Genomic DNA, 26,006 nt, shown 5'->3' on the forward strand with positions numbered 1-26,006 from the left:
GCACCCGGCGGCCGCCGCCCGGGGGCTCAGCGCTCGCCCAGGCGCCCGTTCAGCGCCTCCAGGACGGCCGGCGGCACCAGGTGGGCGATGTCGCCGCCCCAGGCGGCGACCTCCTTGACGAGCGAGGAGGACAGGAAGCTGTAGGTGGGATTGGTGGGGACGAAGAGGGTCTCCACCCCCGACAGGCCGTTGTTCATCTGGGCCATCTGCAGTTCGTAGTCGAAGTCGCTGACGGCGCGCAGGCCCTTGACGATGGCGGGGATGTCGCGCTGCTTGCAGAAGTCGACCAGCAGTCCGTGGAAGGACTCGACCTGGACGTTGCCGAACTCGGCGGTGACCTGGCGGATGAGGTCGATCCGCTCCTCGATCTCGAACAGGCCCTTCTTCGACTGGTTGATCATCACCGCGACGTAGACCTCGTCGTAGAGCCTGGAGGCACGGGCGATGATGTCGAGGTGTCCGTTGGTGATCGGGTCGAATGACCCGGGACATACGGCGCGGCGCACTTGAGATCCCTCGCTCTCCGGTCCGGTCATCGTGCGTCTTCGCACGTAGAGGCGGCGCGACCGTACCAAAACGTCCCCTCGCCGTAGCGACGGGCCCGGATCGCGTCGAAGCCGTCCGGCCACCGGAATTCCCCGCCTCGGGTGCTGCGCTCCACGGTGACGAGGGCATCGGCCGCGAGCCAGCCCCCCGAGCGGAGTGTGAGGAGAATCTCCCGGAGATCGTCGTCCGAGACCGCGTACGGGGGGTCGAGGAAGGCGAGGTCGTACGGCTGCTGCGGCGCCGCGGTGTGGATGATCTGTTCCGCTTTGCCCGACCTGACCTCGGCGCCGGGCAGTCCGAGCGCGCCGACGTTGTCGCGGACGGTGCGCACGGCGCGGGCGTCGGCCTCCACGAGGAGGGTGTGTCCCGCGCCGCGGGACAGCGCCTCCAGGCCGACGGCGCCCGAGCCCGCGTACAGGTCGAGGACGCGCTCGCCGTCGAGCGGGCCGCCGAGCAGGGACTGCCAGGTGGAGAAGAGTCCCTCACGTGCGCGGTCGGAGGTGGGGCGGGTGCCGTTTCCCGGCGGAACGGCCAGGCGGCGTCCGCCGGCCCGGCCGGCGATCACGCGGGTCATCTCGTGCGTCCTTGTCGGTGGGCGGTCTGGCCAGGGGACTTCGGGCCCCCTGCTGCCAGGGGGCCGGTGTGCCGTTCCAGTCTCGCAGCCCGGGCGTGCTCCACGCGCGGTCACCCCTTTTCCAGGTACTGCTCCCGCTCGTCGTCCAGCAGCGCCTGGAGCGCGGTCCGCAGTCCCGGCAGGTGCTCGAGGCCGGGGTCCGCCGCGACCACCGCCGCGGCCTCCTCGCGGGCCTCGGCGATGATCTCCTCGTCGTCGATGACGGCGAGCACCCGCAGCGAGGAGCGGGCGCCGGACTGGGCCTGGCCTAGGACGTCGCCCTCGCGGCGCTGTTCGAGGTCGATGCGGGAGAGCTCGAAGCCGTCGAGGGTGGTGGCGACCGCGTTCAGCCGCTGGCGTGCCGCGCTCGCCTCGGGCATCTCGGTGACCAGGAGGCACAGGCCGGGCGCCGCGCCGCGGCCGACCCGGCCGCGCAGCTGGTGGAGCTGGGACACTCCGAAGCGGTCGGCGTCCATGATCACCATGGCGGTGGCGTTCGGGACGTTGACGCCGACCTCGATGACCGTCGTCGCGACCAGGACGTCGACCTGACCCGCGGCGAACGCGCGCATCACCGCGTCCTTGTCGTCGGGCGGCATGCGCCCGTGCAGCACCTCGACGCGCAGTCCCCGCAGGGGCCCTTCGGCCAGCTGTCCGGCCACGTCGAGCACGGCGAGCGGTGGCCGCTTCTCCGCCTCGTCCTCGGGCGACCTCCCGCTCGCCTTCCTGGGGTCGTCCTCCTCGTCGCCGATGCGGGGGCAGACCACGTACGCCTGGTGACCGCCGTCCACCTCCTCGCGCACGCGCTCCCAGGCGCGCGCGAGGAAGTGCGGCTTGTCGGCCGCCGGGACCACATGGCTGGCGATGGGCGACCGGCCGGCCGGGAGCTGGTCGAGGACGGAGGTCTCCAGATCACCGAAGACGGTCATGGCGACGGTCCTGGGGATGGGGGTGGCGGTCATGACCAGCAGATGCGGCGGCTGCTTGCCCTTGCCGCGCAGCGCGTCGCGCTGTTCGACGCCGAAGCGGTGCTGTTCGTCCACGACGACCAGGCCCAGGTCGTGGAACTGGACCTTGTCCTCGATCAGCGCATGGGTACCGATCACGATCCCGGCCTCGCCGGTGACGAGGTCGAGCAGCGCCTGGCGTCGCGCCGCGGCACCCATGGAGCCCGTGAGCAGCACGACCTTGGTGGCGTGCTCGGCGCCGCCCAGCATGCCGCCCTCGGCCAGCTCGCCCATCATCTCGACCACGGAGCGGTGGTGCTGCTGGGCGAGCACCTCGGTGGGGGCGAGCATGGCGGACTGGCCGCCCGCGTCGACGACGGCGAGCATGGCGCGCAGGGCGACCAGGGTCTTGCCGGAGCCGACCTCGCCCTGGAGCAGCCGGTGCATGGGGTGCTCGGTCGCCAGGTCGTGGAAGATCTCCTCGGAGACCTTGCGCTGGCCGTCGGTGAGGGTGAACGGGAGGCGCGCGTCGAAGTCCGTGAGCAGTCCGTCGGGGCCGGGGACGCGGGGCACCGCCGGGAGCTGGGTCTCCGCGTGGCGGCGGCGGGCCAGCGCGACCTGGAGGACGAAGGCCTCGTCCCACTTGAGCCGGGAGCGCGCGTCCTCGATGTCCGCCTTGGTGTGCGGGCGGTGGATCTTGAGGAGGGCTTCGGGCAGGGACGCCAGTCCCCTGCCGTCGCGCAGGGAGTCGGGCAGCGGGTCGACGGCCTCCACGGCGCTCGGCAGCACCGTCTGCACCGCCTTGGCGATCTTCCAGGACTCCAGCTTGGCGGTGGCCGGGTAGATCGGGATCAGGGCGCCGGCCCAGCTGTCGACCGCCTCCGAGTCGTCGTCGCCTTGCAGCAACTCATAGGCCGGATGGGCCAGTTGCAGCTTGCGGTTGAAGACGGAGACCTTGCCCGCGAACAGGGCGCGGGTGCCCGGCACCAGGTCCTTGTGCGGCTTGTGCACGCCGTTGCCGAAGAAGACCAGTTGGAGGCGGCCGCTGCCGTCGGTGATCGTGACCTCCAGGCGCTGGCCCTTGCCGCGGGGGGCCTTGGAGGAGGCGAAGGTGTGCAGCCGGGCGTCGGCGACCTGGGCGACCACCGTGACGTGCTCGTCCATGGGGAGGTCGGCGAGGTGGGTGAGCTGGCCGCGCTCCTCGTATCTGCGGGGGTAGTGGTGGAGCAGGTCCGAGACGGTGAGCAGGTCGAGGTGCTCGGCCATCACCTTCGCGGTGGCGGGGCCGAGCACGCTCTTGAGCGGTTGTTCCAGTGCGGGCACGGGTCCATTCCACACCACGGCACTGACATCGGTGGGTACGCCGGGGGGCCGGGGGGGCGGTGCGTTTTCGCGTGCGGGCACGTCGGGGGTTTTGCGCAGTTCCCCGCGCCCCCTATGGGGCGGGGGCCGGGTCGGTGCGTCGTTGGGTGCGGGTCCGTTGGGGTTTTGCGCAGTTCCCCGCGGCCCTTGCAGGCTGGCGGCCCTTGTGAGTGGGGTCGGGGGGCGGGGTTCATGTGCTTCCTCCCCCGGAGGGGTCCGTGGCTACTCCACGCCGATCAGGAGGAGGGAGCCCTGGCAGCCGCCGTGGTAGACCACCGTGTCCACCGCCAGGTACGACTCGCGCACCCGGGCCTCCAGGTGGGCCCCGATCGGGGCCGGGGCCTCGTCGCCCAGGACCAGCGTGACCATCTCGCCGCCCGCCGCGAGCATCCGGTCCACCACCGCCTCCGCCGTCGCCGTGACGTCGGAGCCGATGATCGCCACGTCGCCGTCGATCAGGCCGAGGACGTCGCCCGCCTGGCAGATGCCCGCCATCGTCCAGGACTGGCGCTCGGCGACCACCACCTCGGCGTAGCGGGTGGCGCCCGCCGCCGAGGTCATCGCCACCACGTCCTCGTCGAAGCGCCGTTCCGGCTCGTGCACGGCCAGTGCCGCGATGCCCTGCACGGCGGAGCGGGTCGGGATCAGGGCCACCCGGACGCCGTCGGTCCGCGCCTGTTCGGCGGCCACCGCCGCGGTCTGGCGCAGGTCGGCGTCGTTGGGCAGCAGCACCACCTCGCGCGCGTGCGCGCGCCGCACCGCGTCCACGAGTTCGCCGCTGGCGGGCGGTTCCCCGGCCCGGGCGAGCACCGTGGTCGCCCCGGCCTCCTGGTACAGCCCGGCCAGCCCCTCCCCCGGCACGACGGCCACCACCGCGCGCTGGATCGGCTCGCGCGCGGGCCGCCCGCCGCCCCCGGCGTGCACGTCCTCGGCGCCGAAGTGCGTGATCCGGATCCGGTACGGCCGCCCGGCCTCCACCCCGGCCTCCACGGCGGCGCCGGCGTCGTCGACGTGCACATGGACGTTCCACAGTCCGTCGCCGCCGACCACGACGAGCGAGTCACCGAGCGCGTCCAGCCGCTCCCGCAGCCGGGCCACGGCCCCGTCCCCGGCCTCCAGGAGGTAGATCACCTCGTAGGCGGGCCCGCTCGCGGCGTCGTCGCGCTCCCGGGGGGAGTCGTCGGCGCACTCCTGGACGGCGGGCGGGCGCCGGTCGGGGACCCTCGGCGCCTCCCCCGTGAAGGTCTGGACCAGAGCCCCGAGCACCGCCACCAAACCCCGGCCGCCCGCGTCGACCACGCCGGCCCGCTCCAGAACCGCGAGCTGCGCCGGGGTCGCCTCCAGCGCCGCCCGCGCACCCTCGTACGCCGCCCGGGCCACCCCCGGGCAGTCGCCCTCGGCGGCACCGGCCGCGTCCGCGGCGGCCGACGCGACGCTGAGGACGGTGCCCTCCACGGGGTGCTCGACGGCCGCGCGCGCGGAGTCGGCCGCCTGCCTCAGCGCGAGCGCCAGCTCCCGGGCGCCGCCGTGAGAGGTCTCACCCTCGGCGGCGAGCACCTGCGCCATGCCGCGCAGCAGCTGCGCGAGGATCGTGCCCGAGTTCCCGCGGGCCCCGATCAGCGCCCCGTGCGCCATGGCCCGTACGGCGTCGGCCAGCGTGGGCCGCCGGCCACCGCCCGTCTCGTGTCCGGCGAAGACCGCCTCGACGGCCGCCACGGCCGACTCCACCGTCAGGTAGAGGTTGGTGCCGGTGTCCCCGTCGGCCACGGGATAGACGTTGATCGCGTCGATCTCCTCACGCGCCCGCCCCAGAGCCTGTAGCGCGAGACCGCACCAGGTGCGCACCGCGAGAGCATCCATGGGCTGCGGCACCTGCGCCACCTGCGCCTCCTTGAGCTGCTGGACACCTGCAACGCAGCGTAGACCCAGGGCGGCGGCCGCCCGGAAGAGGGCCGCCGGGGCGGGCGCAGCGGGTCCCCGGGACGGCTGGGGAGCCGGGACGGGGGCCGGGGCGTCCGTGGTAGTTTCGTTCTACGGGAGCAGGCGTTGTATGCTGCTCCGGTTGCCCGATCCCATCGGGCTCATCCCTGGCAGAGCCACTCAGATCCTACGATCAGATCCCGGCATGCCGGGTTCAACCATCAGTACATCTGAAGTCTTGGAGTGACCCGTGGCTGCCAACTGCGACGTCTGTGGCAAGGGGCCGGGCTTCGGCAACAACATCTCGCACTCGCACCGCCGTACGCCCCGCCGCTGGAACCCGAACATCCAGCGTGTGCGTACCGTGGTGGGCGGGACGCCGAAGCGCGTGAACGCTTGCACCTCGTGCATCAAGGCCGGCAAGGTCGCGCGCTGACGCCAGTTAAGCGCGCAACCATCGCTGGTTCGCTGCACGAAGCCGGTCCACTTGTGTGGGCCGGCTTTTTGCTGTGCCCGTCCGCCCGCGTGGCCCGGCCCGAAGGCCCCGGCTGCCCGCCGGGACCCACGACCGACCCCTGACCGCTGCCGCGGCCCTTAGGACTCGATGTCCCCGAAGTGGTCCCAGCCGCCCTTGCTGGTCCACGGCGCTCCGTCGACCGTCACCTGGGGCAGGGCCGAGGGGTTGAGGACCTCGCCGATCACCTTCCAGCGCGCCGGCAGCTTCACGTCCGGCGGGAAGGTCGCCACGATCGCGTGATCCTCGCCTCCCGTGAGCACCCACTGGATCGGGTCGACGCCCACGGCCTGCCCGATGTCGTTCATCTGGGACGGGATGTCGACGGCGCCGGAGCGGATGTCGATCCGCACCTTGCTCGACTCCGCGATGTGCCCGAGATCCGCGATGAGCCCGTCGCTCACGTCGCACATCGCCGTCGCGCCCAGGCCCGCCGCGGCCGGTCCCGCGTGATACGGCGGCTCGGGACGCCGGTGCGCCTCCACGAACGCGCGCGGCGAGCGAAAGCCCCGCGAGAGGACCGCGTGGCCGGCCGCGGACCAGCCCAGCCAGCCGGTGACGGCGACCACGTCGCCGGGCTGGGCGCCGGCCCGGGTGACCGGCTCGTGGTTGCGCAGATCGCCGAGCGCACTGATCGAGATCATGATCGTGTCGCCGCGTACGACGTCACCGCCGACCACGGCCGCGCCCGCCACCTGGCACTCGTCGCGCAGACCGTCCATCAGCTCCACGGGCCAGGAGGCGGGCAGTTCGGCGGGAACGACCAGGCCGAGCAGCAGCGCGGTGGGCACCGCGCCCATGGCCGCGATGTCCGCCAGGTTCTGCGCGGCCGCCTTGCGCCCGACGTCGTAGGCGGTCGACCAGTCGCGGCGGAAGTGCCGGCCCTCCAGCAGGATGTCGGTGCTCGCCACCACCCTGCGGTCGGGTGCGGCGACGACCGCCGCGTCGTCGCCCGGGCCGACCCTGACCGCCGGGGTGGTGGTGAGCCGGGAGGTGAGCTCCCTGATGAGCCCGAACTCGCCGAGCTCGCCCACGGTGCCCTTCATCGTCGTACGTCCCCTTCTCTTGCCTGCCGGGCCCGGTCGCGAGCCGCCATCGTCGTCGGTACGGTCGAGTCGACCGTCAACTTCTGTCGCCGCCGGTACCCCGCTCGCACGCCACAGTCCCCGGGGGTCTCCCCGAGGTGAGTGGCGACGCGATACCGTGGCGGTCCTTCTCCCCACATGATCCTCGTGGCCGCCCTGGAGGTTCCGTGGTACAGGCGTACATCCTGATCCAGACGGAGGTCGGCAAAGCGTCGGCCGTCGCCGAGATGATCGGCAAGATCCCTGGAGTCATCCAGGCCGAGGACGTGACGGGACCCTATGACGTCATCGTGCGCGCCCAGGCGGACACCGTCGACGCGCTCGGTCGCATGGTGGTCGCGAAAGTCCAGCAAGTGGAGGGCATCACGCGCACGCTGACCTGCCCGGTCGTCCACCTGTAGCCCCCGTCTACTCTGGGCCGGTGCGATTCTCCCGTCACCGGCTCCTCGGTCTGCCCGCCCTCGCCCTGCTGATCGCGGCGGCGGGCTGCTCCTCCGACGACGGCAGGCCCACGGCCGCGGTTCCGCGTCCGGACACGAAGGTCACGAAGCTCTGCCGGAACCTGGCCGAAGCACTGCCGCGGACGGTGGACGGCCTCGACCGGAACGATCCCGATCCCCGGTCCGCGCTCACGGCGGGCTGGGGAAGCCCGGCGATCATACTGCGCTGCGGGGTGGCCAGGCCCGCCAAGATGGACGACCCGGAGGCGGACGGGGTGGAGGTGGACGGGGTGGGGTGGCTGCTGGAGAAGCAGGGCGACGGGTCGTTCCGGTTCACGACGACGTTGCGGCAGGCGTATGTGGAGGTGAGCCTGCCCGAGTCACGGGCCTCCGGGGGGCTCTCGCCGCTGACCGATCTGGCCTCGGCCCTCAAGCGGACGATCCCTCCGGGCATCGCCTCCTGACCCGTCCGCGCCTGCGCAGCGGGCCCTTTCGCGCAGTTCCCCGCGCCCCTGATCGGTCCCGCCCTCTCGTACGTCGCCATCTGCGGGCCCGTGGAGGGTTTTGCGCAGTTCCCCGCGCCCCCACTGGTCCAGCCCCACCCGTACGTCGTCGTCTGCAGGCGCGCGGAGGATTTCGCGCAGTTCCCCGCGCCCCTTGTCGACCCGCGTCCGTGCATCGTCGTCTGCGGGCGCGTGGGAGGTTTTGCGCGGTTCCCCGGGCCCCTGGCGATCCGGCCCCACCCGTACGTCGCCACCCGCGGGCGCGTGCGGGTGCTCGCGACCGGGAGCGACCCCTGGCCCCGAGGGGGGGCGTTACCGCAGGCCCGTGGAGCGGGTCAGTGCGCTCTGGATCAGGCGGTCCACCAGTTCGCCGTAGGGCACCCCGGTGGCGGCCCACATCTGGGGGTACATGGAGATCGGCGTGAACCCGGGCATCGTGTTGATCTCGTTGATCACGAACTCCCCGTCCTCGTCGAGGAAGAAGTCCGCCCGGACCAGCCCCTCGCAGGACGCCGCCTCGAACGCGTCCACGGCGAGCCGGCGCACCTCGGCGGTCTGCTCCTCGGTCAGCGGCGCGGGCACGAGACCCGGCGTCGAGTCGATGTACTTCGCCTCGAAGTCGTAGTACGCGTGCGCGTCCGGCGGCGGGATCTCGGCCGGCACCGAGGCGCGCGGGCCGTCCTCGAACTCCAGGACGCCGCACTCGATCTCGCGGCCGCGCACGGCGGCCTCCACGAGGATCTTCGGGTCGTGCCGCTGGGCCTCGGCGATCGCGTCGTCGAGCTCCGAGAGGTCGTCGATCTTGGTGATGCCGATGGAGGAGCCGGCCCGCGCGGGCTTCACGAACAGCGGCCACCCGTGCTCGCCCGCGAAGTCGATGATCTTCTTGCGGGCCGCGGACTCGTCCTGCTTCCACTCGCGCGGCCTGATCACCAGGTACGGCCCGACCTTGAGCCCGAACGAGGTGAAGACCCGCTTCATGTACTCCTTGTCCTGGCCGACGGCCGAGGCGAGCACGCCGGAGCCCACGTACGGGACACCGGACAGCTCCAGGAGGCCCTGGAGGGTGCCGTCCTCGCCGTAGGGGCCGTGCAGCATGGGGAAGACGACGTCGACCTCACCGAGCGCCTTGGGGACCGAACCCGGCTCGCTGTAGACCACTTCGCGGTTGGCGGGGTCGACGGGCAGGACGACACCGCCCTCCTGCCCCTCCGCCAGGTCCTCGACGCTGGGCGTGCGGCGGTCCACGATCGCCATCCGCTCCGGATCGTCGGCCGTGAGCGCCCAGCGGCCCTCCCGGGTGATACCGATCGGCAGGACGTCGTACTTCGTCCGGTCGATGGCCCGCAGGATGGCTCCCGCGGTGACCATGGAGATCCCGTGTTCGGAGCTGCGGCCACCGAACACGACGGCCACGCGCGGCTTGCGAGGCGGCTGCTGGTCAGGGTTCTGGGGGAGGTTCTCGGTGCTCATATCGCGTCGAGAGTACCCGTTGGTAGCGCCCTGATACAGCGTTTGACCGGCGGGTTCGCTCAGCGTCGCTCGGGCTTCGCGCTGCGCGACATCAGCTCCTTGAGGGCGACCACCGGCGGCTTGCCCTCGTGCACGATGTCGACGACCGTCTCGGTGATGGGCATGTCGACTCCGTGCCTGCGGGCCAGATCCAGCACCGACTCACAGGACTTGACGCCCTCGGCGGTCTGCTTGGTGACCGCGATGGTCTCCGCCAGGGTCATGCCCCTGCCCAGGTTGGTGCCGAACGTGTGGTTGCGCGACAGCGGCGAGGAGCAGGTGGCCACCAGGTCGCCGAGGCCCGCGAGTCCCGAGAAGGTCAGCGGGTCGGCCCCCATGGCCAGGCCGAGCCGGGTGGTCTCGGCGAGCCCCCGGGTGATGAGCGAGCCCTTGGCGTTGTCGCCGAGGCCCATGCCGTCCGCGATGCCGACGGCGAGCCCGATGACGTTCTTGACCGCTCCGCCCAGCTCGCAGCCGACGACGTCGGTGTTGGTGTACGGGCGGAAGTAGGGCGTGTGGCAGACGGCCTGGAGCCGGCGTGCCACGGCCTCGTCGGTGCAGGCGGCCACGGCGGCGGCCGGCATCCGGGCGGCGATCTCCCGGGCCAGGTTGGGGCCGGTGACGACGGCGACGCGCTCCGCGCCGACCTTGGCGACGTCCATGACGACCTCGCTCATCCGCATGGCGGAGCCGAGTTCGACACCCTTCATCAGGGAGACGAGGATCGTGTCGGGTGCGAGCAGGGGCGTCCAGTCGGCGAGGTTCCCGCGCAGGGTCTGCGAGGGGACCGCGAGTATCGTGAAGTCGGCGTCCCGCGCGGCCTCGGCGGCGTCCGTGGTGGCCCGCAGGTTCCCCGGCAGTTCGACGCCCGGCAGGTAGTCGGGGTTCGTACGGGTGGAGTTGACCGCCTCGACCAGCTCGGCACGGCGCGCCCACAGGGTCACGTCGCACCCGGCGTCGGCGAGCACCATGCCGAAGGCGGTCCCCCACGATCCCGTTCCGAACACGGCCGCCTTGACCGGCTTGCTCACTTGCCCTGCCCCTCCTTCTGCCCGGCCTTCTCCTGCACCTTCTGCTGCGCCTCGACCCGCGCCCCGCGCTCCGCCTGCGCCTTCACCTGGGCGGCGCTGCGGCGGCGCTGCTCGATGCGCACCTCGCGCGGGTCGAACCGCTTCTCGGGCGCCTTCCGGCCACGGATCTTCTCCAGCTCCCGGGTGATGGCGGCCATGATGACCTCCGTCGCCTCCTTCAGGAGCTCCGGAGTCATCTCCTGGTCGTAGAAGCGCGTGAGGTCCACCGGCGGGCCCACGAGGATCCGGTGCGTCTTGCGGGGCAGCAGGTCGGGCTTCTTGGCGTAGGGCGGCAGCAACTCGTTGGCGCCCCACTGGGCCACCGGGATCACCGGGCACTTGGTCTGCAGGGCGACCCGGGCCGCGCCGGTCTTGCCGGTCATCGGCCAGCCGTCCGGATCCCGGGTGAGGGTGCCCTCGGGGTAGAAGGCGACGCACTCCCCGCGCTCCACCGCGTCGATCGCGGCCCGGAAAGCGCTGAGCGCGTCCGTGGTCTCGCGGTAGACGGGGATCTGGCCGGTGCCGCGCATCATGGCGCCGACGAATCCCTTCTTGAAAAGACCGCTCTTCGCGAGGAAACGGGGAACGCGTCCGGTGTTGTACTGATAGTGCGCGTAGGCGAACGGATCCACGTGGGAATTGTGGTTCACCACGGTGATAAATCCGCCGTCGGCCGGAATATTCTCCGTTCCGCGCCAGTCCCGCTTGAGCAGAACCACCAGCGGCGGTTTGCACAGGACCGCTGCGAAGCGGTACCAGAAGCCGATTCTGCGGCGGGGCACGCGGACACCTTCCTCTAGGGACCCGGGCGAGGCCCGGAGCCGGGGGCTGCGCGGGCCGCACAAGTGTCGCCCCGGGCCCGCCCGTCTGTCGAGAACACGGTACGCCCCGCCCCGCCGGCGGCCCGGCGCTCCCTCGTCGGCCCCGGCCGGAATCGGGTGACAATGGACGCGACAAGACGAGGACGGAGCGCTCGTGCAGTGGACTGTGGTCGTGCCCCTGAAACCCTTGGCACGGGCGAAGAGCAGGCTCTCGGACACCGCGCCGGACGGACTGCGGCCGCGGCTCGCGCTCGCCTTCGCCGAGGACACGGTGGCCGCGGCGCTGGCCAGTGCCGCGGTGCGTGATGTGGCGGTCGTCACGGACGATCCGTTGGCCGGGCGACGGCTCGCGGCCCTCGGCGCCCGGATCGTCGGGGACGAGCCGGCGGGCGGGCTCAACGCCGCACTCGTCCACGCGGCGGCCGCCGTGCGGCGCCTGCGTCCCGACGGCGCGGTGGCGGCGCTCAACGCGGATCTCCCCGCCCTGCGCCCCTCCGAATTGGCCCTGGTCCTGGATGCCGCCGCCGCATTTCCCCGTGCTTTTCTGCCGGATGCCGCCGGAATCGGTACGACACTGCTCACCGCGGCTCCCTGGCGGGAATTGCGGCCCGCCTTCGGCGCGGCTTCTCGGGGGGCGCACCTGGCGTCGGGTGCCGTGGAGCTGGCGCCGGGCGCGGTGGACTCCGTACGGCAGGACGTGGACACCGGAGACGATCTGCGGGCGGCGCTGGCGCTCGGCGTGGGGCCGCGCACGGCGGCGGAGGCGGCCCGGCTCCTCGTTCCGGGGCAGCCGGGGCGCAGGGCGGCGCAGGACCGCCCCGCGGGGGCACCGGGCGGTGGGTAGGCTGCCGTCATGCAGGCGACCGCGTACACCTACGACCCCGAGACGCGCACCGGTCAGGTGCTGCTCGACGACGGCACTCCCCTGGCCTTCGACGCGCCGGCGTTCGACGCGGGCGGGCTCAGGCTGCTGCGTCCGGGGCAGCGGGTGCGGATCGAGACGGAGGGCGGGACGGCGGCCGGCCGCATCACGCTGATCACCCTGCAGACCTTCTGAATTTCCGGGGCGCCGGGGACGGACAGACCGCGGGCCGGGCTCCTCCTGGGAGCCCGGCCCGTCGCGTGAGTGTCTGTGCGTGCGCCCCGGTCACCCGCGGGCGGTGGCCTTCTTGGCGGTGGTCTTGCGCGCCGAGGACTTCTTGGCGGGGGCCTTCTTCGCCGGGGCCTTCTTGGCGGCCGCCTTCTTCGCGGTCGTCTTCTTGGCCGTGGTCTTCTTGGCCGCTGCGGTGGTCTTCTTGGCGGTCGTCTTCTTCGCCGTGGTCTTCTTGGCGGCGGCCGTGGTCTTCTTCGCGGTCGCCTTCTTCGCGGCGGTCTTCTTCGCGGCGGCGGTCGCCTTCTTCGCGGTGCTCTTCTTGGCCGCGGCCTTCTTGACGGTGGCCGAGGCACCGCCGGTGAGGCTTCCCTTGGGCGCCTTCTTGACGGCGACCTCTCCGCCACGGGGGAGCTTCTTCGTCCCGCTGACCAGGTCCTTGAAGCCCTGACCGGCGCGGAAGCGCGGCACGGAGGTCTTCTTGACACGAACCCGCTCGCCCGTCTGGGGGTTACGGGCGTAACGGGCCGGACGCTCGACCTTCTCGAACGAACCGAAGCCGGTGACCGAGACCCGGTCGCCTCCGACAACCGCGCGGACGATGGCGTCCAGGACCGCGTCGACAGCATCGGCGGCCTGCTGGCGGCCGCCCATCTTGTCGGCAATCGCTTCTACGAGCTGCGCCTTGTTCACGTCTTCCCCTTCGGAGACATCGCCAGAACGAATGTGTTCAAGCTATTTCGCACGTTAGGCAGATATATACCGCAAATCAAACACGAAACGGGCTAATCACCCTTGTGCCGCAACAGACTCGGCCGCTCAGAGTTCGTCATCAGGGATTCGGTCCACGTCGAGATCGCTGGTGAACCGCTCCAGCCGCCTGGCCGCTTCGGCGGGATCGTGCTTGGCCGCGGCCGTAATGACCAGCAGCTTCCGGGTCAGCGCCATCCGTACGCCCTCCGGGACTTGCAGTGAGCGCACCCTTGCGTGCGCTTCCTTGAGCTTGGCCGCGACTGCCGCATAGAGCGCGAGTTGGCCGTCGTGGTCCATGCACAGATTGTGCCATCTGGGGCGAGTTGTCGCCCGCGCTGGGGGCAACTGCCGCTGATTCGCGGCGCCTCGGGCGCCTGTCCAACTCCCCGTCCCGGGAGGCGGCTACCCCCACAACACCCCTTGTAACCAGGCATGTTGCCGCCTCGCGGGGCGGCGCGCCGAGGCTGTTCCACCCCCGACACGGCGGTACCCCCAACCGTCCACGATTGGGGGTACACAGGGGTGTTGCGATGGCTGAAACCAGCCTTGCGGAGGCGCCCGGGATCAGCTGTGGAGCGTGCGCGGCTTGTAGGAGGGCCGCTCCGTCTCGTACGCCGCGATGTCGGGCTCGTTCCGGAGGGTGAGGGAGATGTCGTCCAGGCCGTTCAGCAGCCGCCAGCGGGCGTTCTCGTCCAGCTCGAAGGGGGCGGTGAGACCCTCGGCGCGGACCTCGCGGGCCTCGAGGTCGACGGTCACCTCCGCCTCGGGGTCGCGTTCGGTCAGCTCCCACAGGGCGTCCACGATCTTCTGCTCCAGCACGACCGTGAGCAGGCCGTTCTTGAGTGAGTTGCCGCGGAAGATGTCGGCGAAGCGCGAGGAGACGACCGCCTTGAAGCCGTAGTTCTGCAGCGCCCACACCGCGTGCTCACGGGAGGAGCCGGTGCCGAAGTCGGGACCCGCGACCAGGACGGACGCGCCCTGCCGCTCGGGGCGGTTGAGCACGAACCGCGGGTCCTTGCGCCACGCCTCGAACAGCCCGTCCTCGAACCCGTCCCGGGTCACCTTCTTGAGCCAGTGGGCGGGGATGATCTGGTCGGTGTCCACGTTGCTGCGGCGCAGCGGCACGGCCCGGCCGGTGTGCGTGGTGAATGCTTCCATCGTTCTCAGACTCCAGCGGGCGCGGGGACGTCGGACAGGTCGGCCGGGGAGGCCAGGTGGCCGGTGACGGCGGTGGCCGCGGCGACCTGCGGGGAGACCAGGTGCGTGCGGCCGCCCTTGCCCTGCCGACCCTCGAAGTTGCGGTTGGAGGTGGAGGCGGAGCGCTCGCCCGGGGCCAGCTGGTCCGGGTTCATGCCGAGGCACATGGAGCAGCCCGCGTGCCGCCATTCGGCGCCGGCCTCCTTGAAGACCACGTCCAGACCCTCGGAGACGGCCTGCAGGCCCACCCGCGCGGAGCCCGGCACGACCAGCATCCGTACGCCGTCGGCGACTTTGCGGTCCCGGAGGATGTCGGCGGCGGCGCGCAGGTCCTCGATGCGGCCGTTGGTGCAGGAGCCGACGAAGACGGTGTCCACCTCGATGGAGCGCAGCGGCTGCCCGGCCTCCAAACCCATGTACTCCAGGGCCTTTTCGGCGGCGTGGCGCTCCGAGGCGTCCTCGTAGGAGGCGGGGTCGGGGACGGACGCCGAAAGCGGTGCGCCCTGGCCCGGGTTGGTGCCCCAGGTGACGAACGGGGAGAGGGCGGTGGCGTCGATGCGGACCTCGGCGTCGAATTCCGCGTCGTCGTCGGTGCGCAGGGTCTTCCAGTACTCCACCGCGGCGTCCCAGTCGGCGCCCTCGGGCGCGTGCGGACGGCCCTCGAGGTAGGCGAACGTGGTGTCGTCGGGGGCGATCATGCCCGCGCGGGCGCCGGCCTCGATCGACATGTTGCAGATGGTCATCCGCGCCTCCATCGAGAGTTTCTCGATGGCCGGGCCGCGGTATTCCAGGACGTAGCCCTGGCCGCCGCCGGTGCCGATCCTGGCGATGATCGCGAGGATCAGGTCCTTGGCGGTGACGCCCTCGGGCAGCTCCCCGTCGACCGTGATCGCCATGGTCCGGGGGCGGGCCATCGGCAGCGTCTGAGTGGCGAGCACATGCTCCACCTGGGAGGTGCCGATACCGAAGGCGAGCGCGCCGAAGGCGCCGTGCGTGGAGGTGTGCGAGTCGCCGCAGACGACGGTCGTGCCCGGCTGGGTCAGGCCGAGCTGCGGGCCGACGACGTGCACCACGCCCTGCTCGACGTCACCGAGCGGGTGCAGCCGCACGCCGAACTCCGCGCAGTTCTTGCGCAGCGTCTCCAGCTGGGCGCGGGAGACCGGGTCCGCGATGGGCTTGTCGATGTCGAGGGTGGGGGTGTTGTGGTCCTCGGTCGCGATGGTGAGGTCGAGGCGGCGGACCTGGCGGCCGTTCTTGCGCAGCCCGTCGAAGGCCTGCGGGCTGGTCACCTCGTGCAGCAGGTGCAGATCGATGTAGAGGAGGTCGGGCTCGCCCTCGGCGCGCCGGACGACGTGGTCGTCCCAGACCTTCTCCGCGAGTGTCCTACCCATCGCTTTCCCTTCGGCCCGCACGCGAGTGCCGGCCCTGCTAGAGATCTCGGGGGGCGGCTCCCGCGCCCCCTGGCCTCGGGCGCCCGCCGCCGGGCCCGCCGATCCACGGGCCCCTTGTGCATTCCAGGGTTGCGCGTTCCACGGAAAATTGAACTTGCGTTTCACAGAGTGAGACGGGAGTATCGTTGCATGGACAACAGTAGCGGCGTCGGCGTTCTGGACAAGGCAGCCCTTGTCCTGAGCGCTCTGGAGTCCGGTCCGGCCACCCTCGCGGGTCTGGTCGGGGCCACCGGGCTGGCACGACCCACGGCTCATCGGCTGGCCGTGGCACTGGAGCACCACCGGATGGTGGCGCGCGACATGCAGGGACGGTTCATCCTCGGTCCCCGGCTGTCCGAGCTGGCCGCGGCGGCGGGTGAGGACCGGCTGCTGGCGACGGCGGGGCCCGTGCTCACGCATCTGCGCGACGTCACCGGCGAGAGCGCCCAGCTGTACCGCCGCCAGGGCGACATGCGGATCTGCGTGGCCGCCGCGGAACGCCTGTCCGGACTGCGGGACACCGTGCCGGTCGGCTCCACGCTCACGATGAAGGCCGGCTCGTCGGCGCAGATCCTCATGGCCTGGGAGGAGCCCGAGCGGCTGCACCGGGGTCTTCAGGGCGCCCGCTTCACGGCGACGGCGCTGTCCGGTGTGCGGCGCCGGGGGTGGGCCCAGTCGATCGGTGAGCGTGAGCCGGGGGTCGCGTCCGTCTCCGCGCCGGTGCGGGGGCCGTCCAACCGGGTGGTGGCGGCGGTGTCCGTGTCCGGGCCCATCGAGCGGCTCACGCGGCATCCTGGGCGGATGCATGCGCAGGCGGTGATCGACGCCGCGTCCCGTCTTTCCGAGGCGTTGCGGCGGAACGGCTGAGGGGGGCTTTCGGGGGAGGTGGGGGTTTGCGCAGTTCCCCGCGCCCCTGAAGGGGGTCGCTGCCGTGCGTCGTCGGGTGCGGCCCTCGTTGTGGGTTTTGCGCAGTTCCCCGCGCCCCTGAAGGGGGTGCTCGGCTGCGCCCGCGGCGTGGAACGGCTTGTGTTCTGCGTGGAGTTGATGCGCGGGGTCGCAGGAACGCCGTAGGGCCCCTACCGGAGTAGGGGCCCTACGGGTCGCGTACCCCCGACCGGATTCGAACCGGCGCTACCGCCTTGAGAGGGCGGCGTGCTAGGCCGCTACACAACGGGGGCGTGGATCTTGCGTTTCCGCAGATCCGAGCTGGTCTACCTGGACTCGAACCAAGACTAACTGAACCAGAATCAGTCGTGCTGCCAATTACACCATAGACCAATGTGGTTTAGACCAGTTCGTACCCCCGACCGGATTCGAACCGGCGCTACCGCCTTGAGAGGGCGGCGTGCTAGGCCGCTACACAACGGGGGCCCTAGCGATCCTGCGTCGAGGGCAACGGGAGCGACCCGGTTGCCTTCGCGGGAAGGATCTGTACCCCCGACCGGATTCGAACCGGCGCTACCGCCTTGAGAGGGCGGCGTGCTAGGCCGCTACACAACGGGGGCTCGCGGATGAGATCCGCGGGTGCAGATGAGCTCTGCGAGCTGGCCTACCTGGACTCGAACCAAGACTAACTGAACCAGAATCAGTCGTGCTGCCAATTACACCATAGGCCACTGGAACACAAGCCCCTGCGGGGATTTTGTTCTAGCTTGCGCCTCCGAGTCCCGGCCTTTCGGCCCGCTCCTCGGCGGCGCAGAAAGAACATTACCCGAAGGTGGACGGCGCTCCAAAACGGCTATCCGCGCCGAGGACCGCGGGGAGTTCGGCGAGGGAGGCGATCCGGTACGGGCCGGGGGCGCCGCCGGCCGGCATCGGGGTGGGCGCCGCCGCCGTGGCGCCGGGGCCGGCGCGGTCGATCCAGACGGACACCAGCCCCGCGTCGGCGGCACCGCGGCCGTCGATCTCCGGGTGGTCGCCGACGTACGCCACCTGGTGCGGGGCCAGGCCGAGCGTGTCGCAGACCGCGTGGAAGGCCCGGGCGTCCGGCTTGGAGACTCCCAGCTCCGTCGCGCACAGCACGGCCTCGAAGCGGTCGCGCAGGCCGAGGACGCGGAGCTTGCGCTCCTGGACGCGTCCGTTGGAGTTGGACAGGACCGCGTGCCGGTGGCTGCCCGCGAGGGCGTCCAGGACGGGCAGCACGTCCGGGAAGAGGGCCCAGGCGGCCTCGTAGTGGGTCAGGTAGCGCTGGAACCAGGCGTCGGCCTCGTCGTCGCTCATCCGGGCGCCCGTGAAGACGCGGACGCGGTCCCTGCGCTGGTCCTCGAAGGTGACCTCGCCGGCCGCGAAGCGCGCCCACTGCTCGGTGGTGATCACCCGCCAGCGGGCGAGGGCCTGCTCCACGCTGTCGTACCCGGCCAGCAGGCCCTCCACGGCGAGGTGGCCGCGCATGCCGGCGCGGTCCGCGGTGGCGTAGTCGAACAGGGTGTCGTCCACGTCCCAGACCACGGCGAGGATGCTCATGGGGGTGACGGTAGCGGGGTCCTGTGGCCCCGGCCAGGCCCGCGCACGGGGTTCCTCGCGCCCCCGGTCGGGGCCGTGCGGCGGCACGGCCGAGGGGCGGCCACCCGGGTGGGTGGGCGCCTCTCGTGGCGGTGCGGGACTCAGGCCGCGAGCCTGGCCAGGGCCGCGTCGACGCGGGCCAGGGTCGTGTCCTTGCCCAGGACCTCCAGGGACTCGAAGAGGGGCAGGCCGACCGTGCGGCCGGTGACGGCGACGCGGACCGGGGCCTGGGCCTTGCCGAGCTTGAGACCGTGGGCCTCGCCGGCGGCCAGGACGGCCTCCTTCAGGGACTCCGGGGACGTCCAGTCGGCCGCCTCCAGCTTCTCCCGTGCCGTGCGCAGCAGCGCGTCGCTGCCCTCCTTCATGGCCTTGGTCCAGGACGGCTCGTCGAAGACCGGCTCGGGCAGGAAGAGGAAGTCGACGTTCTCGGTGATCTCCGACAGGACCTTCAGGCGGGTCTGCGCGTGCGGGGCGATGGCCAACCAGCGCGCTTCGTCGAAGTCCTCCGGCGCCCAGGGGGCGACCGGGGCCTTCAGCCACGGCCGGCAGCGCTCCGTGAAGTCCTTCACGTCCAGCAGGCGGATGTGGTCCGCGTTGATCGCCTCGGCCTTCTTCAGGTCGAAGCGGGCCGGGTTGGGGTTCACGTCCGCGACGTCGAAGGCGGCCACCATCTCCTCGACGGTGAAGATGTCGCGGTCGGCGGCGAGGGACCAGCCCAGCAGGGACAGGTAGTTGAGCAGGCCCTCGGGCAGGAAGCCGCGCTCGCGGTAGAGGTTGAGCGAGGACTGCGGGTCGCGCTTGGAGAGCTTCTTGTTGCCCTCGCCCATCACGTAGGGCAGATGGCCGAACTGCGGCACCGACTTCGCGATGCCCAGCTCGGTGAGCGCCTTGTAGAGGGCGATCTGGCGGGGGGTGGAGGACAGCAGGTCCTCGCCGCGCAGCACGTGCGTGATGTCCATCAGCGCGTCGTCCACGGGGTTGACGAGCGTGTACAGCGGGGCGCCGTTGGCGCGCACGATGCCGTAGTCCGGCACGTTCTCCGGGGTGAAGGTCAGCTCGCCGCGGACCAGGTCCGTGAAGGTGATCGTCTCGTCGGGCATCCGGAAGCGGACGATGGGCGTACGGCCCTCGGCCTCGTAGGCCGCCACCTGCTCGGCGGTCAGCTCGCGGCAGTGCCCGTCGTACCCGGAGGGCTTGCCTGCGGCGCGGGCCGCGTCACGGCGGGTGTCGAGCTCCTCCGTGCTGCAGTAGCAGCGGTAGGCGTGGCCGCCCTCCAGGAGCTTGCGGGCGACGTCCTGGTAGATGTCCATGCGCTGCGACTGGCGGTACGGCTCGTGGGGCCCGCCGACCTGGGGACCCTCGTCCCAGTCGAAGCCCAGCCAGCGCAGCGAGTCCAGGAGCTGGACGTAGGACTCCTCGGAGTCGCGGGCGGCGTCCGTGTCCTCGATGCGGAAGACGAAGGTGCCGCCGGTGTGGCGGGCGTACGCCCAGTTGAACAGGGCGGTGCGGACCAGGCCCACGTGGGGGTTGCCGGTCGGGGAGGGACAGAAACGTACGCGGACGGAGCCGTTAGCCACGCTTGATCACCTTGTTGGTGAGAGTGCCGATGCCTTCGATGGTGACGGCGACCTCGTCGCCGGGGTTGAGGGGGCCGACCCCAGCCGGGGTGCCCGTGAGGATGACGTCGCCGGGCAGCAGCGTCATCGCCTCGCTGATGTGGACGATCAGGTCCTCGACCGAGTTGATCATCTCGCTCGTGCGGCCGAGCTGGCGCTGCTGCCCGTTGACCGTGAGCTGGATGGTGAGGTCGGCCGGGTCGAGGTCGGTCTCCACCCAGGGGCCGAGCGGGCAGGCGGTGTCGAAGCCCTTGGCCCGGGCCCACTGCTTCTCGCGCCGCTGGACGTCACGCGCGGTCACGTCGTTGGCGCAGGTGTAGCCGAGGACCACGTCCTTGACGCGCTCACGCGGGACCTCGCGGCACAGCCGGCCGATCACCACGGCGAGCTCCGCCTCGTGGTGCAGTTCCTCGGAGAAGGAGGGGTACACGATCTCGTCGCCGGAGCCGATCACCGAGGTGGACGGCTTGAGGAAGGCGAAGGGGACCTCGGGGACCTCGTCGCCCAGCTCGCGCGCGTGCTCCGCGTAGTTGCGGCCGTAGGCCACGACCTTGTTGGGGAGCACCGGCGGCAGCAGCCTGACCTTGTTCAGCGGCACCTTCGTGCCGGAGAGCTCGAAGTCCGCGAACGGGATGCCCTTGATGATGTCGAGGACGAGTTCGTCCTGTCTGTCGCCCTCGACGGCGCCGAAAGCGACATTCCCGTCGATGGAGAACCTGGCGATGCGCACGGGATCCTTGCGCCCCTCACTGAGAACTGGTGCGGCTGGCCGTCCGGCTTGCCGGCGTGCTGACGACTCAGGGTAGCCGGTCGGGGGCAGGCCTCCGGGTTCCCGTGGCGGCGCCGGGGCGCTGCCAGGGCCGGTCGCCCGCCGTGAACGGGCGACCGGCGGAGCGCGTACTACTCGGCGAAGGAGACCTGAACCGGGGCCTCCATGAGAACGGTGCGCTGGGGATTGGCGGTCTGGGTGGGAAGGTCGACGGAGAGTTCCGGCACCGCGGGGGCCTCGAACTCGGCGGCGTCCTCCAGGTGCGCCAGCGTCGTGCGCCGCGGGTTGGCTATGGTGCGGAACATCATCGTGGTCTTCACTGGTGTTGTTGACCTTGTCGTTGCGGGCGCCCCGCGAGCCTCAAGGGCTCTCACGGGTGCGCGGGTTGTCGGATTCGCCATCCCTGTAAAGCGTCAGGCTAAACATGCAATTCCCGGCCCAAGGCGTGAAGTGGTCATGATCTGTCTGTGAGTTTGCTCACTGAGCGACGGACAAAGCGGATGATTCGGGCGGCCGCACCCCCCTGGCAAAACCGACATTGACTCATCGAAGCGCGCATTCCGCTCCTGATCATGGCGACTGGGACACCTCGCGCAGCGTAAAGATTCGCTCATTTACGTCCGTTATGTACGAGAAAACTTTCTACGTCTTGTGACGTACTCCTTACAAGGTGTCACGGTGGTCACAGGCTCACCCGTTGGCCTTGTTGGAGATCCGGCACTGTGCTGGAATTCCACGGACCGCCGCGGGATCGCACCGGCGCGCAAGGGCGCAACGCAGCGCCAAAGCTGCGGCGGGGAGGGGGAGCCAGCGCCGGTCACTCACGACCACCCGAGGGACGAATTCAGGACGCCCCTCATCACGCCGACACCGTCCCGCCGTTCACGCGGAGGGGCGCCTGGTCCAGAGGTTGCGACGCTAGTGCAGGGACGTTTCAAGAGGGATGGCAGCGCTTCGGCGGAGCCGGAGCCGCACGGCGGGACCGACCGTGGTTCCTCGCCCCAGCACGCCCAGAACCCCGGGCCGGCATCGTCCGGCGGCGGCTTTGAACGTGCTGGGCGCGGCGGCGCCACCGCGGCCCCCGTGCCCGCCGCCCCATCCACCACCACTCCTTCCGACGACTCCGGTTCGCGTCTGCACCTGCGCAACTGGCGCATCTCCACGCGCCTCGTGTCGCTGCTCGCGCTCCCCGTGGTCGCGGCCACCTCGCTCGGCGCCCTGCGCATCAGCGACAACATGGACCAGATCCAGCAGCTCGACAACATGAAGCTGCTGACGGACATGACCAAGCAGGCGACGCAGCTCGCGGAGGCGCTCCAGGAGGAGCGCGACGAGTCCGCCGGCCCGCTCGCCCACGGTGCGGGCGCGAGCGACTACTCGGTCAAGGGCGTGCGCGACAAGTCGGACCGCGCCAAGGCGTCCTTCGTCGACGGCACGCAGGAGATCGACGACGCGTCCAGCAACGGCCAGCTCACCGGTGTCCGCGAGAACATCGTCGGTATCACCAGCGAGCTGAGCAACCTCAGCGCCATCCGGGCCGCGGCGTACAAGGACCCGTCGAACTCCACGCGGACGGTCGAGGCGTACCACCGCCTGATCACCGACCTGCTCGGCCTGTCCCAGGACATGGCGGAGGCGACCAGCAACCCGGAGATGATCCAGCGCACCCGCGCGCTGGCCGCCTTCTCCAACGCCAAGGAGTACGCCTCCGTCCAGCGAGCGGTCATCGCGGCGGCGCTGCCCGAGACCAACCGCGCGTACGGCAAGCTCTCCGACAACGACCAGCAGTACGCGCTCTCGGCCCTGCAGAGCCAGAAGTCCGAGCTGGACAGCTTCCGCATCATCTACGGTGACGGCGCCCAGGAGCTCACCAAGCCGATCGACCAGGGCAGCCCGACCATCGAGTCGGCCGACTCCTACGCCGACCGCGTCCTCAAGAGCGGCCTGACCAGCGAGGACAAGCGCTCGTACAAGGACTGGGTCGACGACGACTCGGCCAAGATCGAGCAGATGAAGAAGATCGAGGGCACGCTCCTGGAGGAGATGGAGCAGAAGGCCCGCGAGCTGCGCAGCGCCTCCGAGCGCGAGGCGATCATCTCCGGTGCCCTGGTCCTCCTCGTCCTCGGCGTCTCCCTCGTCGGCGCCTTCGTCGTGGCCCGCTCCATGATCCGCTCGCTGCGCCGGCTGCAGGACACCGCGACCAGGGTCGCCCAGGACCGCCTGCCCGAGCTGGTCAAGCAGCTGTCCGAGTCCGACCCGCAGGACGTGGACACCTCCGTCGAGTCGGTCGGTGTGCACTCCCGGGACGAGATCGGCTCGGTGGCCGCGGCCTTCGACGACGTGCACCGCGAGGCGGTCCGCCTCGCCGCCGAGCAGGCCCTGCTGCGGGGCAACGTCAACGCGATGTTCACCAACCTCTCGCGCCGCTCGCAGGGTCTGATCCAGCGCCAGCTGTCGCTGATCTCCGAACTGGAGTCCCGCGAGGCCGACCCGGACCAGCTGTCCTCGCTGTTCAAGCTCGACCACCTCGCGACGCGTATGCGCCGTAACGGTGAGAACCTCCTCGTCCTCGCCGGTGAGGAGCCCGGCCGCCGCTGGACCCGCCCGGTCCCGCTGGTCGACGTCCTGCGCGCCGCCGCGTCCGAGGTGGAGCAGTACGAGCGCATCGAGCTGGCCTCGGTCCCCTCGACCGAGGTCGCGGGCCGGGTCGTCAACGACCTCGTGCACCTGCTCGCCGAGCTGCTGGAGAACGCCACCTCGTTCTCCTCCCCGCAGACCAAGGTCAAGGTCACCGGTCACGCGCTGCCCGACGGCCGCGTGCTGATCGAGATCCACGACACCGGCATCGGCCTCTCCCCCGAGGACCTCGCCCAGATCAACGAGCGGCTCGCCGCTCCGCCCACGGTGGACGTCTCCGTCTCCCGCCGCATGGGTCTGTTCGTGGTCGGCCGTCTGTCGCAGCGCCACGGCATCCGCATCCAGCTGCGCCCGTCGGACTCCGGTGGTACGACCGCGCTGGTCATGCTTCCCGTCGACGTCGCCCAGGGCGGCAAGAAGCCCGCTCCCGGCAAGCCGGGCCAGGGCGGCGGACAGTCGGGCCCGGCCGCGGCGCAGGCCGCCGCGGGTGTGGCCGCGGCTCGTCGCCAGGCCCAGCAGAGCGGTTCGTCCTTCGGCACCGGCACCCCCGGTGGCGGCCTGGGCTCCGCCCCGCAGCGCGGACAGGTGGGCGCCGGTCAGGGCCCGCGTGCCGCGCTGCCCGGCAGCGGACCCGGCGCACGTCCCGGCGGCCCGGGCCTGACGGCCCCGGTCTCCCCGCAGCAGGGCCGCCAGGCCCCGGCGGGCGCGGCCTCCTTCGGGCAGGGCGCCGACGCCTTCGGACAGAGTGCGGCTGCCTTCGGGCAGAGCGCGGCCCCGGAGGCGCAGCGCGGCCAGGGCTTCCCGGAATCGGGTGCGCGGCATAGCGGCCCCGGTGACGCGGAGCGCACGGACGGCCGCCAGCAGGCGGACAAGCCCCAGAAGCAGCAGGGCAAGGAGCGCGGCGGCCGCCGCCGCCCGCAGCTGCCCGGTCGCGGTGCTCCGCGTGCCGAGCTTCCGGGTGGTAGCGGCCAGGGCCAGCAGCAGCGGCCGAGCTGGAGCGACGAGAACGCCCAGCCGTCGGTGCCGCGCGCCTCGCTGGACGCCCCGCGCGGCCACGAGGAGCCGGACGCGCTGACCTCCACCGCCCCGATGCCCCGGGTCGACGACCGCCAGGGCGCCGGGAACGGCTCCGAGTTCACCGGCCAGGACCGGGGCGCCCAGCGCCCCGGCGCGAACAGCGGCCGGCAGGACGCCGGTCAGGGCGACGGCGGACAGTTCGGCCGCCCGGAGATCTACGGCAGCGGTGGCCAGGGCAACCCCGGCCACGGCATGGGGCAGCAGGCCAACCCACGCGCGAACGCGCAGCACGGCGGCACGACGGGCCAGTACCCGGCCCCCGTCCGCGGCCAGGACCCGTCCACCACCGGGCAGTACGCGGTTCCGGCCGCCGGCTACGACGCCGCCTCCACCGGCCAGTTCGCCTCCCCCGGCTACGGGAACCGCCAGGACGCGTCCACCACGGGCCAGTTCGAGCGGCCCCGCGCGGACGGCGACGGCTACGGTGGCGCCCGGCCGGGTGTCCCGCAGCTTCCGCAGTCCCAGGCTCCGCAGATGCCGCAGCCCCAGGCGGCCCCGCGCCGTCAGGAGCCCGAGGCGCTGCCCCCGGCGGCGGGTCCCGGCGACGGACGCACCCCGCTGTACGACACTCTGGAGACCAACTGGTTCCACGGCCAGAACGGCCAGGGCCAGGCGCAGACCCAGGGTCAGGGCCAGGCGCAGCCCCAGGGCCAGCCGCAGGGTCGGCAGCCGCAGGGCCAGGGCCAGGGTCGGCAGCAGAACGGGTCCTCCGCCGCCCAGGGTCCCGCTCCCCGGCGGGGCAACCCGAACGGCGGGGCCTCCCAGCCCCAGCAGCAGTCCCCCGCGGCTCCCGCGCAGCGTCCCGCCCCCACGGCGGCGACCTGGCGCAGCTCGCCCAACGACGATCTCGGCCGCCAGGCCGAGCGCGTCCGGCAGCCCGCCGCGGGCGGCATCACCACCTCAGGACTGCCGCGTCGCGTCCCGCGCGCCAACCTCGTGGCGGGCACGGCCCAGCAGCAGCAGAACCAGAGCGGTCCGCAGGTCTCGCGTGCGCCCGATGACGTACGCGGCCGGCTGACCAATCTCCGACGGGGCATCGCACAGGGCCGCCAGGCCGGCAACAGCCAGACAGGCAGCCACCCCAGCCCCACTCACCAGCAGGAGCGATAGTTGAGTCCGATGAGCCAGGCGGCACAGAATCTGAACTGGTTGATCACCAACTTCGTGGACAACACCCCAGGGGTGTCCCACACCGTCGTCGTGTCCGCCGACGGGCTTCTGCTGGCGTTGTCGGACGGCTTTCCGCGCGACCGCGCGGACCAGCTCGCGGCGGTGGCCTCCGGGCTCACCTCACTGACCGCCGGTGCCTCCCGGATCTTCGAGGGCGGCAGCGTCGCGCAGACCGTCGTGGAGATGGAGCGCGGTTTCCTGTTCCTCATGTCCATCTCGGACGGTTCGTCGATGGCCGTGCTCGCGCACCCCGAGTGCGACATCGGTCTCGTCGGCTACGAGATGGCTCTCCTGGTCGACCGCGCGGGCGCGGTGCTCACGCCCGACCTGCGCGCCGAACTCCAGGGAAGTCTGCTCCACTGACCGGCCCAGGCACCACCCGTCACACCAAACAACCGTCCGGCCGCCACAATCCCCCCACCGGCCACCGTC

24 protein-coding genes and 5 tRNA genes are annotated in these 26,006 nt (G+C 71.7%); 8 read left to right on the forward strand and 21 right to left on the reverse strand.

All coding sequences use genetic code 11. From position 1 onward, the window contains the following. Positions 1-26: 26 nt before the first annotated feature. From coaD to AB0C59_RS22075, 4 genes are all read right to left on the reverse strand, one after another. Positions 27-506, reverse strand: coding sequence for a pantetheine-phosphate adenylyltransferase (gene coaD, locus AB0C59_RS22060; RefSeq protein ID WP_363007157.1), 480 nt, complete (start codon positions 504-506; stop codon positions 27-29). Positions 507-532: 26 nt separating this feature from the next. Beyond that, positions 533-1,234 carry a 16S rRNA (guanine(966)-N(2))-methyltransferase RsmD gene (rsmD, locus tag AB0C59_RS22065; protein WP_363007066.1) on the reverse strand — a complete coding sequence of 234 codons (702 nt, stop codon included), beginning with the start codon at positions 1,232-1,234 and terminating at the stop codon, positions 533-535. Beyond that, the gene (gene recG, locus AB0C59_RS22070; RefSeq protein WP_363007067.1) at positions 1,231-3,429 is read right to left on the reverse strand and encodes an ATP-dependent DNA helicase RecG; all 2,199 of its coding nucleotides are present in this window, start codon (positions 3,427-3,429) and stop codon (positions 1,231-1,233) included. The genes rsmD and recG overlap by 4 nt, the downstream gene beginning before the upstream one ends. Positions 3,430-3,690: 261 nt before the next feature. Continuing rightward, a complete protein-coding gene (locus tag AB0C59_RS22075) occupies positions 3,691-5,349 on the reverse strand; it encodes a DAK2 domain-containing protein (protein WP_363007069.1) in 1,659 nt (552 codons plus the stop codon). Positions 5,350-5,638: 289 nt separating this feature from the next. Between AB0C59_RS22075 and rpmB the strand changes: the two genes are divergently transcribed. After that, positions 5,639-5,824: a 50S ribosomal protein L28 gene (gene rpmB / locus AB0C59_RS22080; protein ID WP_356404139.1), complete on the forward strand. Its 186-nt coding sequence runs from the start codon at positions 5,639-5,641 to the stop codon at positions 5,822-5,824. A gap of 158 nt (positions 5,825-5,982) precedes the next feature. Here rpmB and AB0C59_RS22085 read toward each other — a convergent pair whose 3' ends face one another. Next, positions 5,983-6,948 (reverse strand): thiamine-phosphate kinase, encoded by a 966-nt coding sequence (locus AB0C59_RS22085; protein WP_363007071.1) that lies wholly within the window; start codon positions 6,946-6,948, stop codon positions 5,983-5,985. Positions 6,949-7,154: 206 nt separating this feature from the next. Here AB0C59_RS22085 and AB0C59_RS22090 point away from each other — a divergent pair, with 206 nt between their 5' ends. After that, complete coding sequence (locus AB0C59_RS22090) at positions 7,155-7,388, forward strand: Lrp/AsnC ligand binding domain-containing protein (protein ID WP_363007073.1); 234 nt, start codon at positions 7,155-7,157, stop codon at positions 7,386-7,388. A 20-nt stretch (positions 7,389-7,408) separates the two neighbouring features. After that, positions 7,409-7,891 carry a DUF3515 domain-containing protein gene (locus AB0C59_RS22095; protein ID WP_363007075.1) on the forward strand — a complete coding sequence of 161 codons (483 nt, stop codon included), beginning with the start codon at positions 7,409-7,411 and terminating at the stop codon, positions 7,889-7,891. Between the two features lie 351 nt (positions 7,892-8,242). On the opposite strand, the gene AB0C59_RS22100 is transcribed toward AB0C59_RS22095, so the two are convergent. Genes AB0C59_RS22100 through AB0C59_RS22110 form a run of 3 tightly spaced genes read right to left on the reverse strand, consistent with a single transcriptional unit; the run spans position 8,243 to position 11,294 of the window. After that, positions 8,243-9,403 carry a D-alanine--D-alanine ligase family protein gene (locus AB0C59_RS22100; RefSeq protein ID WP_363007077.1) on the reverse strand — a complete coding sequence of 387 codons (1,161 nt, stop codon included), beginning with the start codon at positions 9,401-9,403 and terminating at the stop codon, positions 8,243-8,245. Positions 9,404-9,462: 59 nt separating this feature from the next. Then, positions 9,463-10,473, reverse strand: coding sequence for an NAD(P)H-dependent glycerol-3-phosphate dehydrogenase (locus AB0C59_RS22105; protein WP_363007079.1), 1,011 nt, complete (start codon positions 10,471-10,473; stop codon positions 9,463-9,465). Next, positions 10,470-11,294 carry a lysophospholipid acyltransferase family protein gene (locus AB0C59_RS22110; protein ID WP_363007081.1) on the reverse strand — a complete coding sequence of 275 codons (825 nt, stop codon included), beginning with the start codon at positions 11,292-11,294 and terminating at the stop codon, positions 10,470-10,472. The genes AB0C59_RS22105 and AB0C59_RS22110 overlap by 4 nt, the downstream gene beginning before the upstream one ends. A gap of 193 nt (positions 11,295-11,487) precedes the next feature. Here AB0C59_RS22110 and cofC point away from each other — a divergent pair, with 193 nt between their 5' ends. Together cofC and AB0C59_RS22120 are read left to right on the forward strand one after the other, a co-directional pair. Continuing rightward, positions 11,488-12,177, forward strand: a complete 690-nt coding sequence (gene cofC / locus AB0C59_RS22115; RefSeq protein WP_363007083.1) for a 2-phospho-L-lactate guanylyltransferase — start codon at positions 11,488-11,490, stop codon at positions 12,175-12,177. Between the two features lie 9 nt (positions 12,178-12,186). Beyond that, positions 12,187-12,390 (forward strand): hypothetical protein, encoded by a 204-nt coding sequence (locus AB0C59_RS22120; protein ID WP_363007085.1) that lies wholly within the window; start codon positions 12,187-12,189, stop codon positions 12,388-12,390. Between the two features lie 90 nt (positions 12,391-12,480). On the opposite strand, the gene AB0C59_RS22125 is transcribed toward AB0C59_RS22120, so the two are convergent. From AB0C59_RS22125 to leuC, 4 genes are all read right to left on the reverse strand, one after another. Further along, complete coding sequence (locus AB0C59_RS22125; protein WP_363007087.1) at positions 12,481-13,116, reverse strand: HU family DNA-binding protein; 636 nt, start codon at positions 13,114-13,116, stop codon at positions 12,481-12,483. 126 nt (positions 13,117-13,242) lie between these two features. Then, complete coding sequence (locus AB0C59_RS22130) at positions 13,243-13,473, reverse strand: hypothetical protein (RefSeq protein WP_363007089.1); 231 nt, start codon at positions 13,471-13,473, stop codon at positions 13,243-13,245. 267 nt (positions 13,474-13,740) lie between these two features. After that, complete coding sequence (leuD, locus tag AB0C59_RS22135; RefSeq protein ID WP_363007091.1) at positions 13,741-14,334, reverse strand: 3-isopropylmalate dehydratase small subunit; 594 nt, start codon at positions 14,332-14,334, stop codon at positions 13,741-13,743. 5 nt (positions 14,335-14,339) lie between these two features. Further along, entirely contained in the window at positions 14,340-15,764 is a 1,425-nt protein-coding gene (gene leuC, locus AB0C59_RS22140; RefSeq protein WP_363007093.1) for a 3-isopropylmalate dehydratase large subunit, read from the reverse strand. 189 nt (positions 15,765-15,953) lie between these two features. On the opposite strand from leuC, the gene ndgR reads away from it, so the two are divergent. Then, positions 15,954-16,670, forward strand: coding sequence for an IclR family transcriptional regulator NdgR (ndgR, locus tag AB0C59_RS22145; protein ID WP_363007095.1), 717 nt, complete (start codon positions 15,954-15,956; stop codon positions 16,668-16,670). Between the two features lie 238 nt (positions 16,671-16,908). On the opposite strand, the gene AB0C59_RS22150 is transcribed toward ndgR, so the two are convergent. The 9 genes from AB0C59_RS22150 to AB0C59_RS22190 form a co-directional block, all read right to left on the reverse strand. Continuing rightward, positions 16,909-16,981 (reverse strand) — tRNA-Glu (locus AB0C59_RS22150). A 28-nt stretch (positions 16,982-17,009) separates the two neighbouring features. After that, positions 17,010-17,081, reverse strand: a tRNA-Gln gene (locus AB0C59_RS22155). A 20-nt stretch (positions 17,082-17,101) separates the two neighbouring features. Next, a tRNA-Glu gene (locus tag AB0C59_RS22160) sits at positions 17,102-17,174 on the reverse strand. A 61-nt stretch (positions 17,175-17,235) separates the two neighbouring features. Further along, positions 17,236-17,308 (reverse strand) — tRNA-Glu (locus AB0C59_RS22165). 39 nt (positions 17,309-17,347) lie between these two features. After that, positions 17,348-17,419 (reverse strand) — tRNA-Gln (locus tag AB0C59_RS22170). Between the two features lie 91 nt (positions 17,420-17,510). Beyond that, positions 17,511-18,266, reverse strand: a complete 756-nt coding sequence (locus AB0C59_RS22175; protein ID WP_363007097.1) for an HAD family hydrolase — start codon at positions 18,264-18,266, stop codon at positions 17,511-17,513. 140 nt (positions 18,267-18,406) lie between these two features. Further along, positions 18,407-19,882, reverse strand: a complete 1,476-nt coding sequence (gene gltX, locus AB0C59_RS22180) for a glutamate--tRNA ligase (RefSeq protein ID WP_363007099.1) — start codon at positions 19,880-19,882, stop codon at positions 18,407-18,409. Continuing rightward, positions 19,875-20,651, reverse strand: a complete 777-nt coding sequence (locus tag AB0C59_RS22185) for a fumarylacetoacetate hydrolase family protein (RefSeq protein WP_363007101.1) — start codon at positions 20,649-20,651, stop codon at positions 19,875-19,877. Before AB0C59_RS22185 ends, gltX begins: the two co-directional genes overlap by 8 nt. 170 nt (positions 20,652-20,821) lie before the next feature. Then, a complete protein-coding gene (locus AB0C59_RS22190) occupies positions 20,822-21,010 on the reverse strand; it encodes a hypothetical protein (protein WP_363007103.1) in 189 nt (62 codons plus the stop codon). A gap of 601 nt (positions 21,011-21,611) precedes the next feature. Between AB0C59_RS22190 and AB0C59_RS22195 the strand changes: the two genes are divergently transcribed. Together AB0C59_RS22195 and AB0C59_RS22200 are read left to right on the forward strand one after the other, a co-directional pair. After that, positions 21,612-25,514: a nitrate- and nitrite sensing domain-containing protein gene (locus AB0C59_RS22195; RefSeq protein WP_363007105.1), complete on the forward strand. Its 3,903-nt coding sequence runs from the start codon at positions 21,612-21,614 to the stop codon at positions 25,512-25,514. Positions 25,515-25,523: 9 nt separating this feature from the next. After that, positions 25,524-25,937 (forward strand): roadblock/LC7 domain-containing protein, encoded by a 414-nt coding sequence (locus AB0C59_RS22200; RefSeq protein ID WP_363007107.1) that lies wholly within the window; start codon positions 25,524-25,526, stop codon positions 25,935-25,937. Positions 25,938-26,006: the final 69 nt, after the last annotated feature.

Origin of the sequence: Streptomyces sp. NPDC048664 (genome assembly GCF_040650555.1) — a bacterium.
GTDB lineage: Bacteria > Actinomycetota > Actinomycetes > Streptomycetales > Streptomycetaceae > Streptomyces.

Bases quoted from the DNA above. Each gene is read 5' to 3' on its own strand.
- AB0C59_RS22130 (WP_363007089.1), bottom strand. From the start codon at position 13,473: ATGGACCACGACGGCCAACTCGCGCTCTATGCGGCAGTCGCGGCCAAG.
- ndgR (WP_363007095.1), top strand. From the start codon at position 15,954: ATGGACAACAGTAGCGGCGTCGGCGTTCTGGACAAGGCAGCCCTTGTC.
- leuD (WP_363007091.1), bottom strand. From the start codon at position 14,334: ATGGAAGCATTCACCACGCACACCGGCCGGGCCGTGCCGCTGCGCCGC.
- AB0C59_RS22120 (WP_363007085.1), top strand. From the start codon at position 12,187: ATGCAGGCGACCGCGTACACCTACGACCCCGAGACGCGCACCGGTCAG.
- AB0C59_RS22200 (WP_363007107.1), top strand. From the start codon at position 25,524: ATGAGCCAGGCGGCACAGAATCTGAACTGGTTGATCACCAACTTCGTG.
- AB0C59_RS22175 (WP_363007097.1), bottom strand. From the start codon at position 18,266: ATGAGCATCCTCGCCGTGGTCTGGGACGTGGACGACACCCTGTTCGAC.
- AB0C59_RS22100 (WP_363007077.1), bottom strand. From the start codon at position 9,403: ATGAGCACCGAGAACCTCCCCCAGAACCCTGACCAGCAGCCGCCTCGC.
- AB0C59_RS22085 (WP_363007071.1), bottom strand. From the start codon at position 6,948: ATGAAGGGCACCGTGGGCGAGCTCGGCGAGTTCGGGCTCATCAGGGAG.
- leuC (WP_363007093.1), bottom strand. From the start codon at position 15,764: ATGGGTAGGACACTCGCGGAGAAGGTCTGGGACGACCACGTCGTCCGG.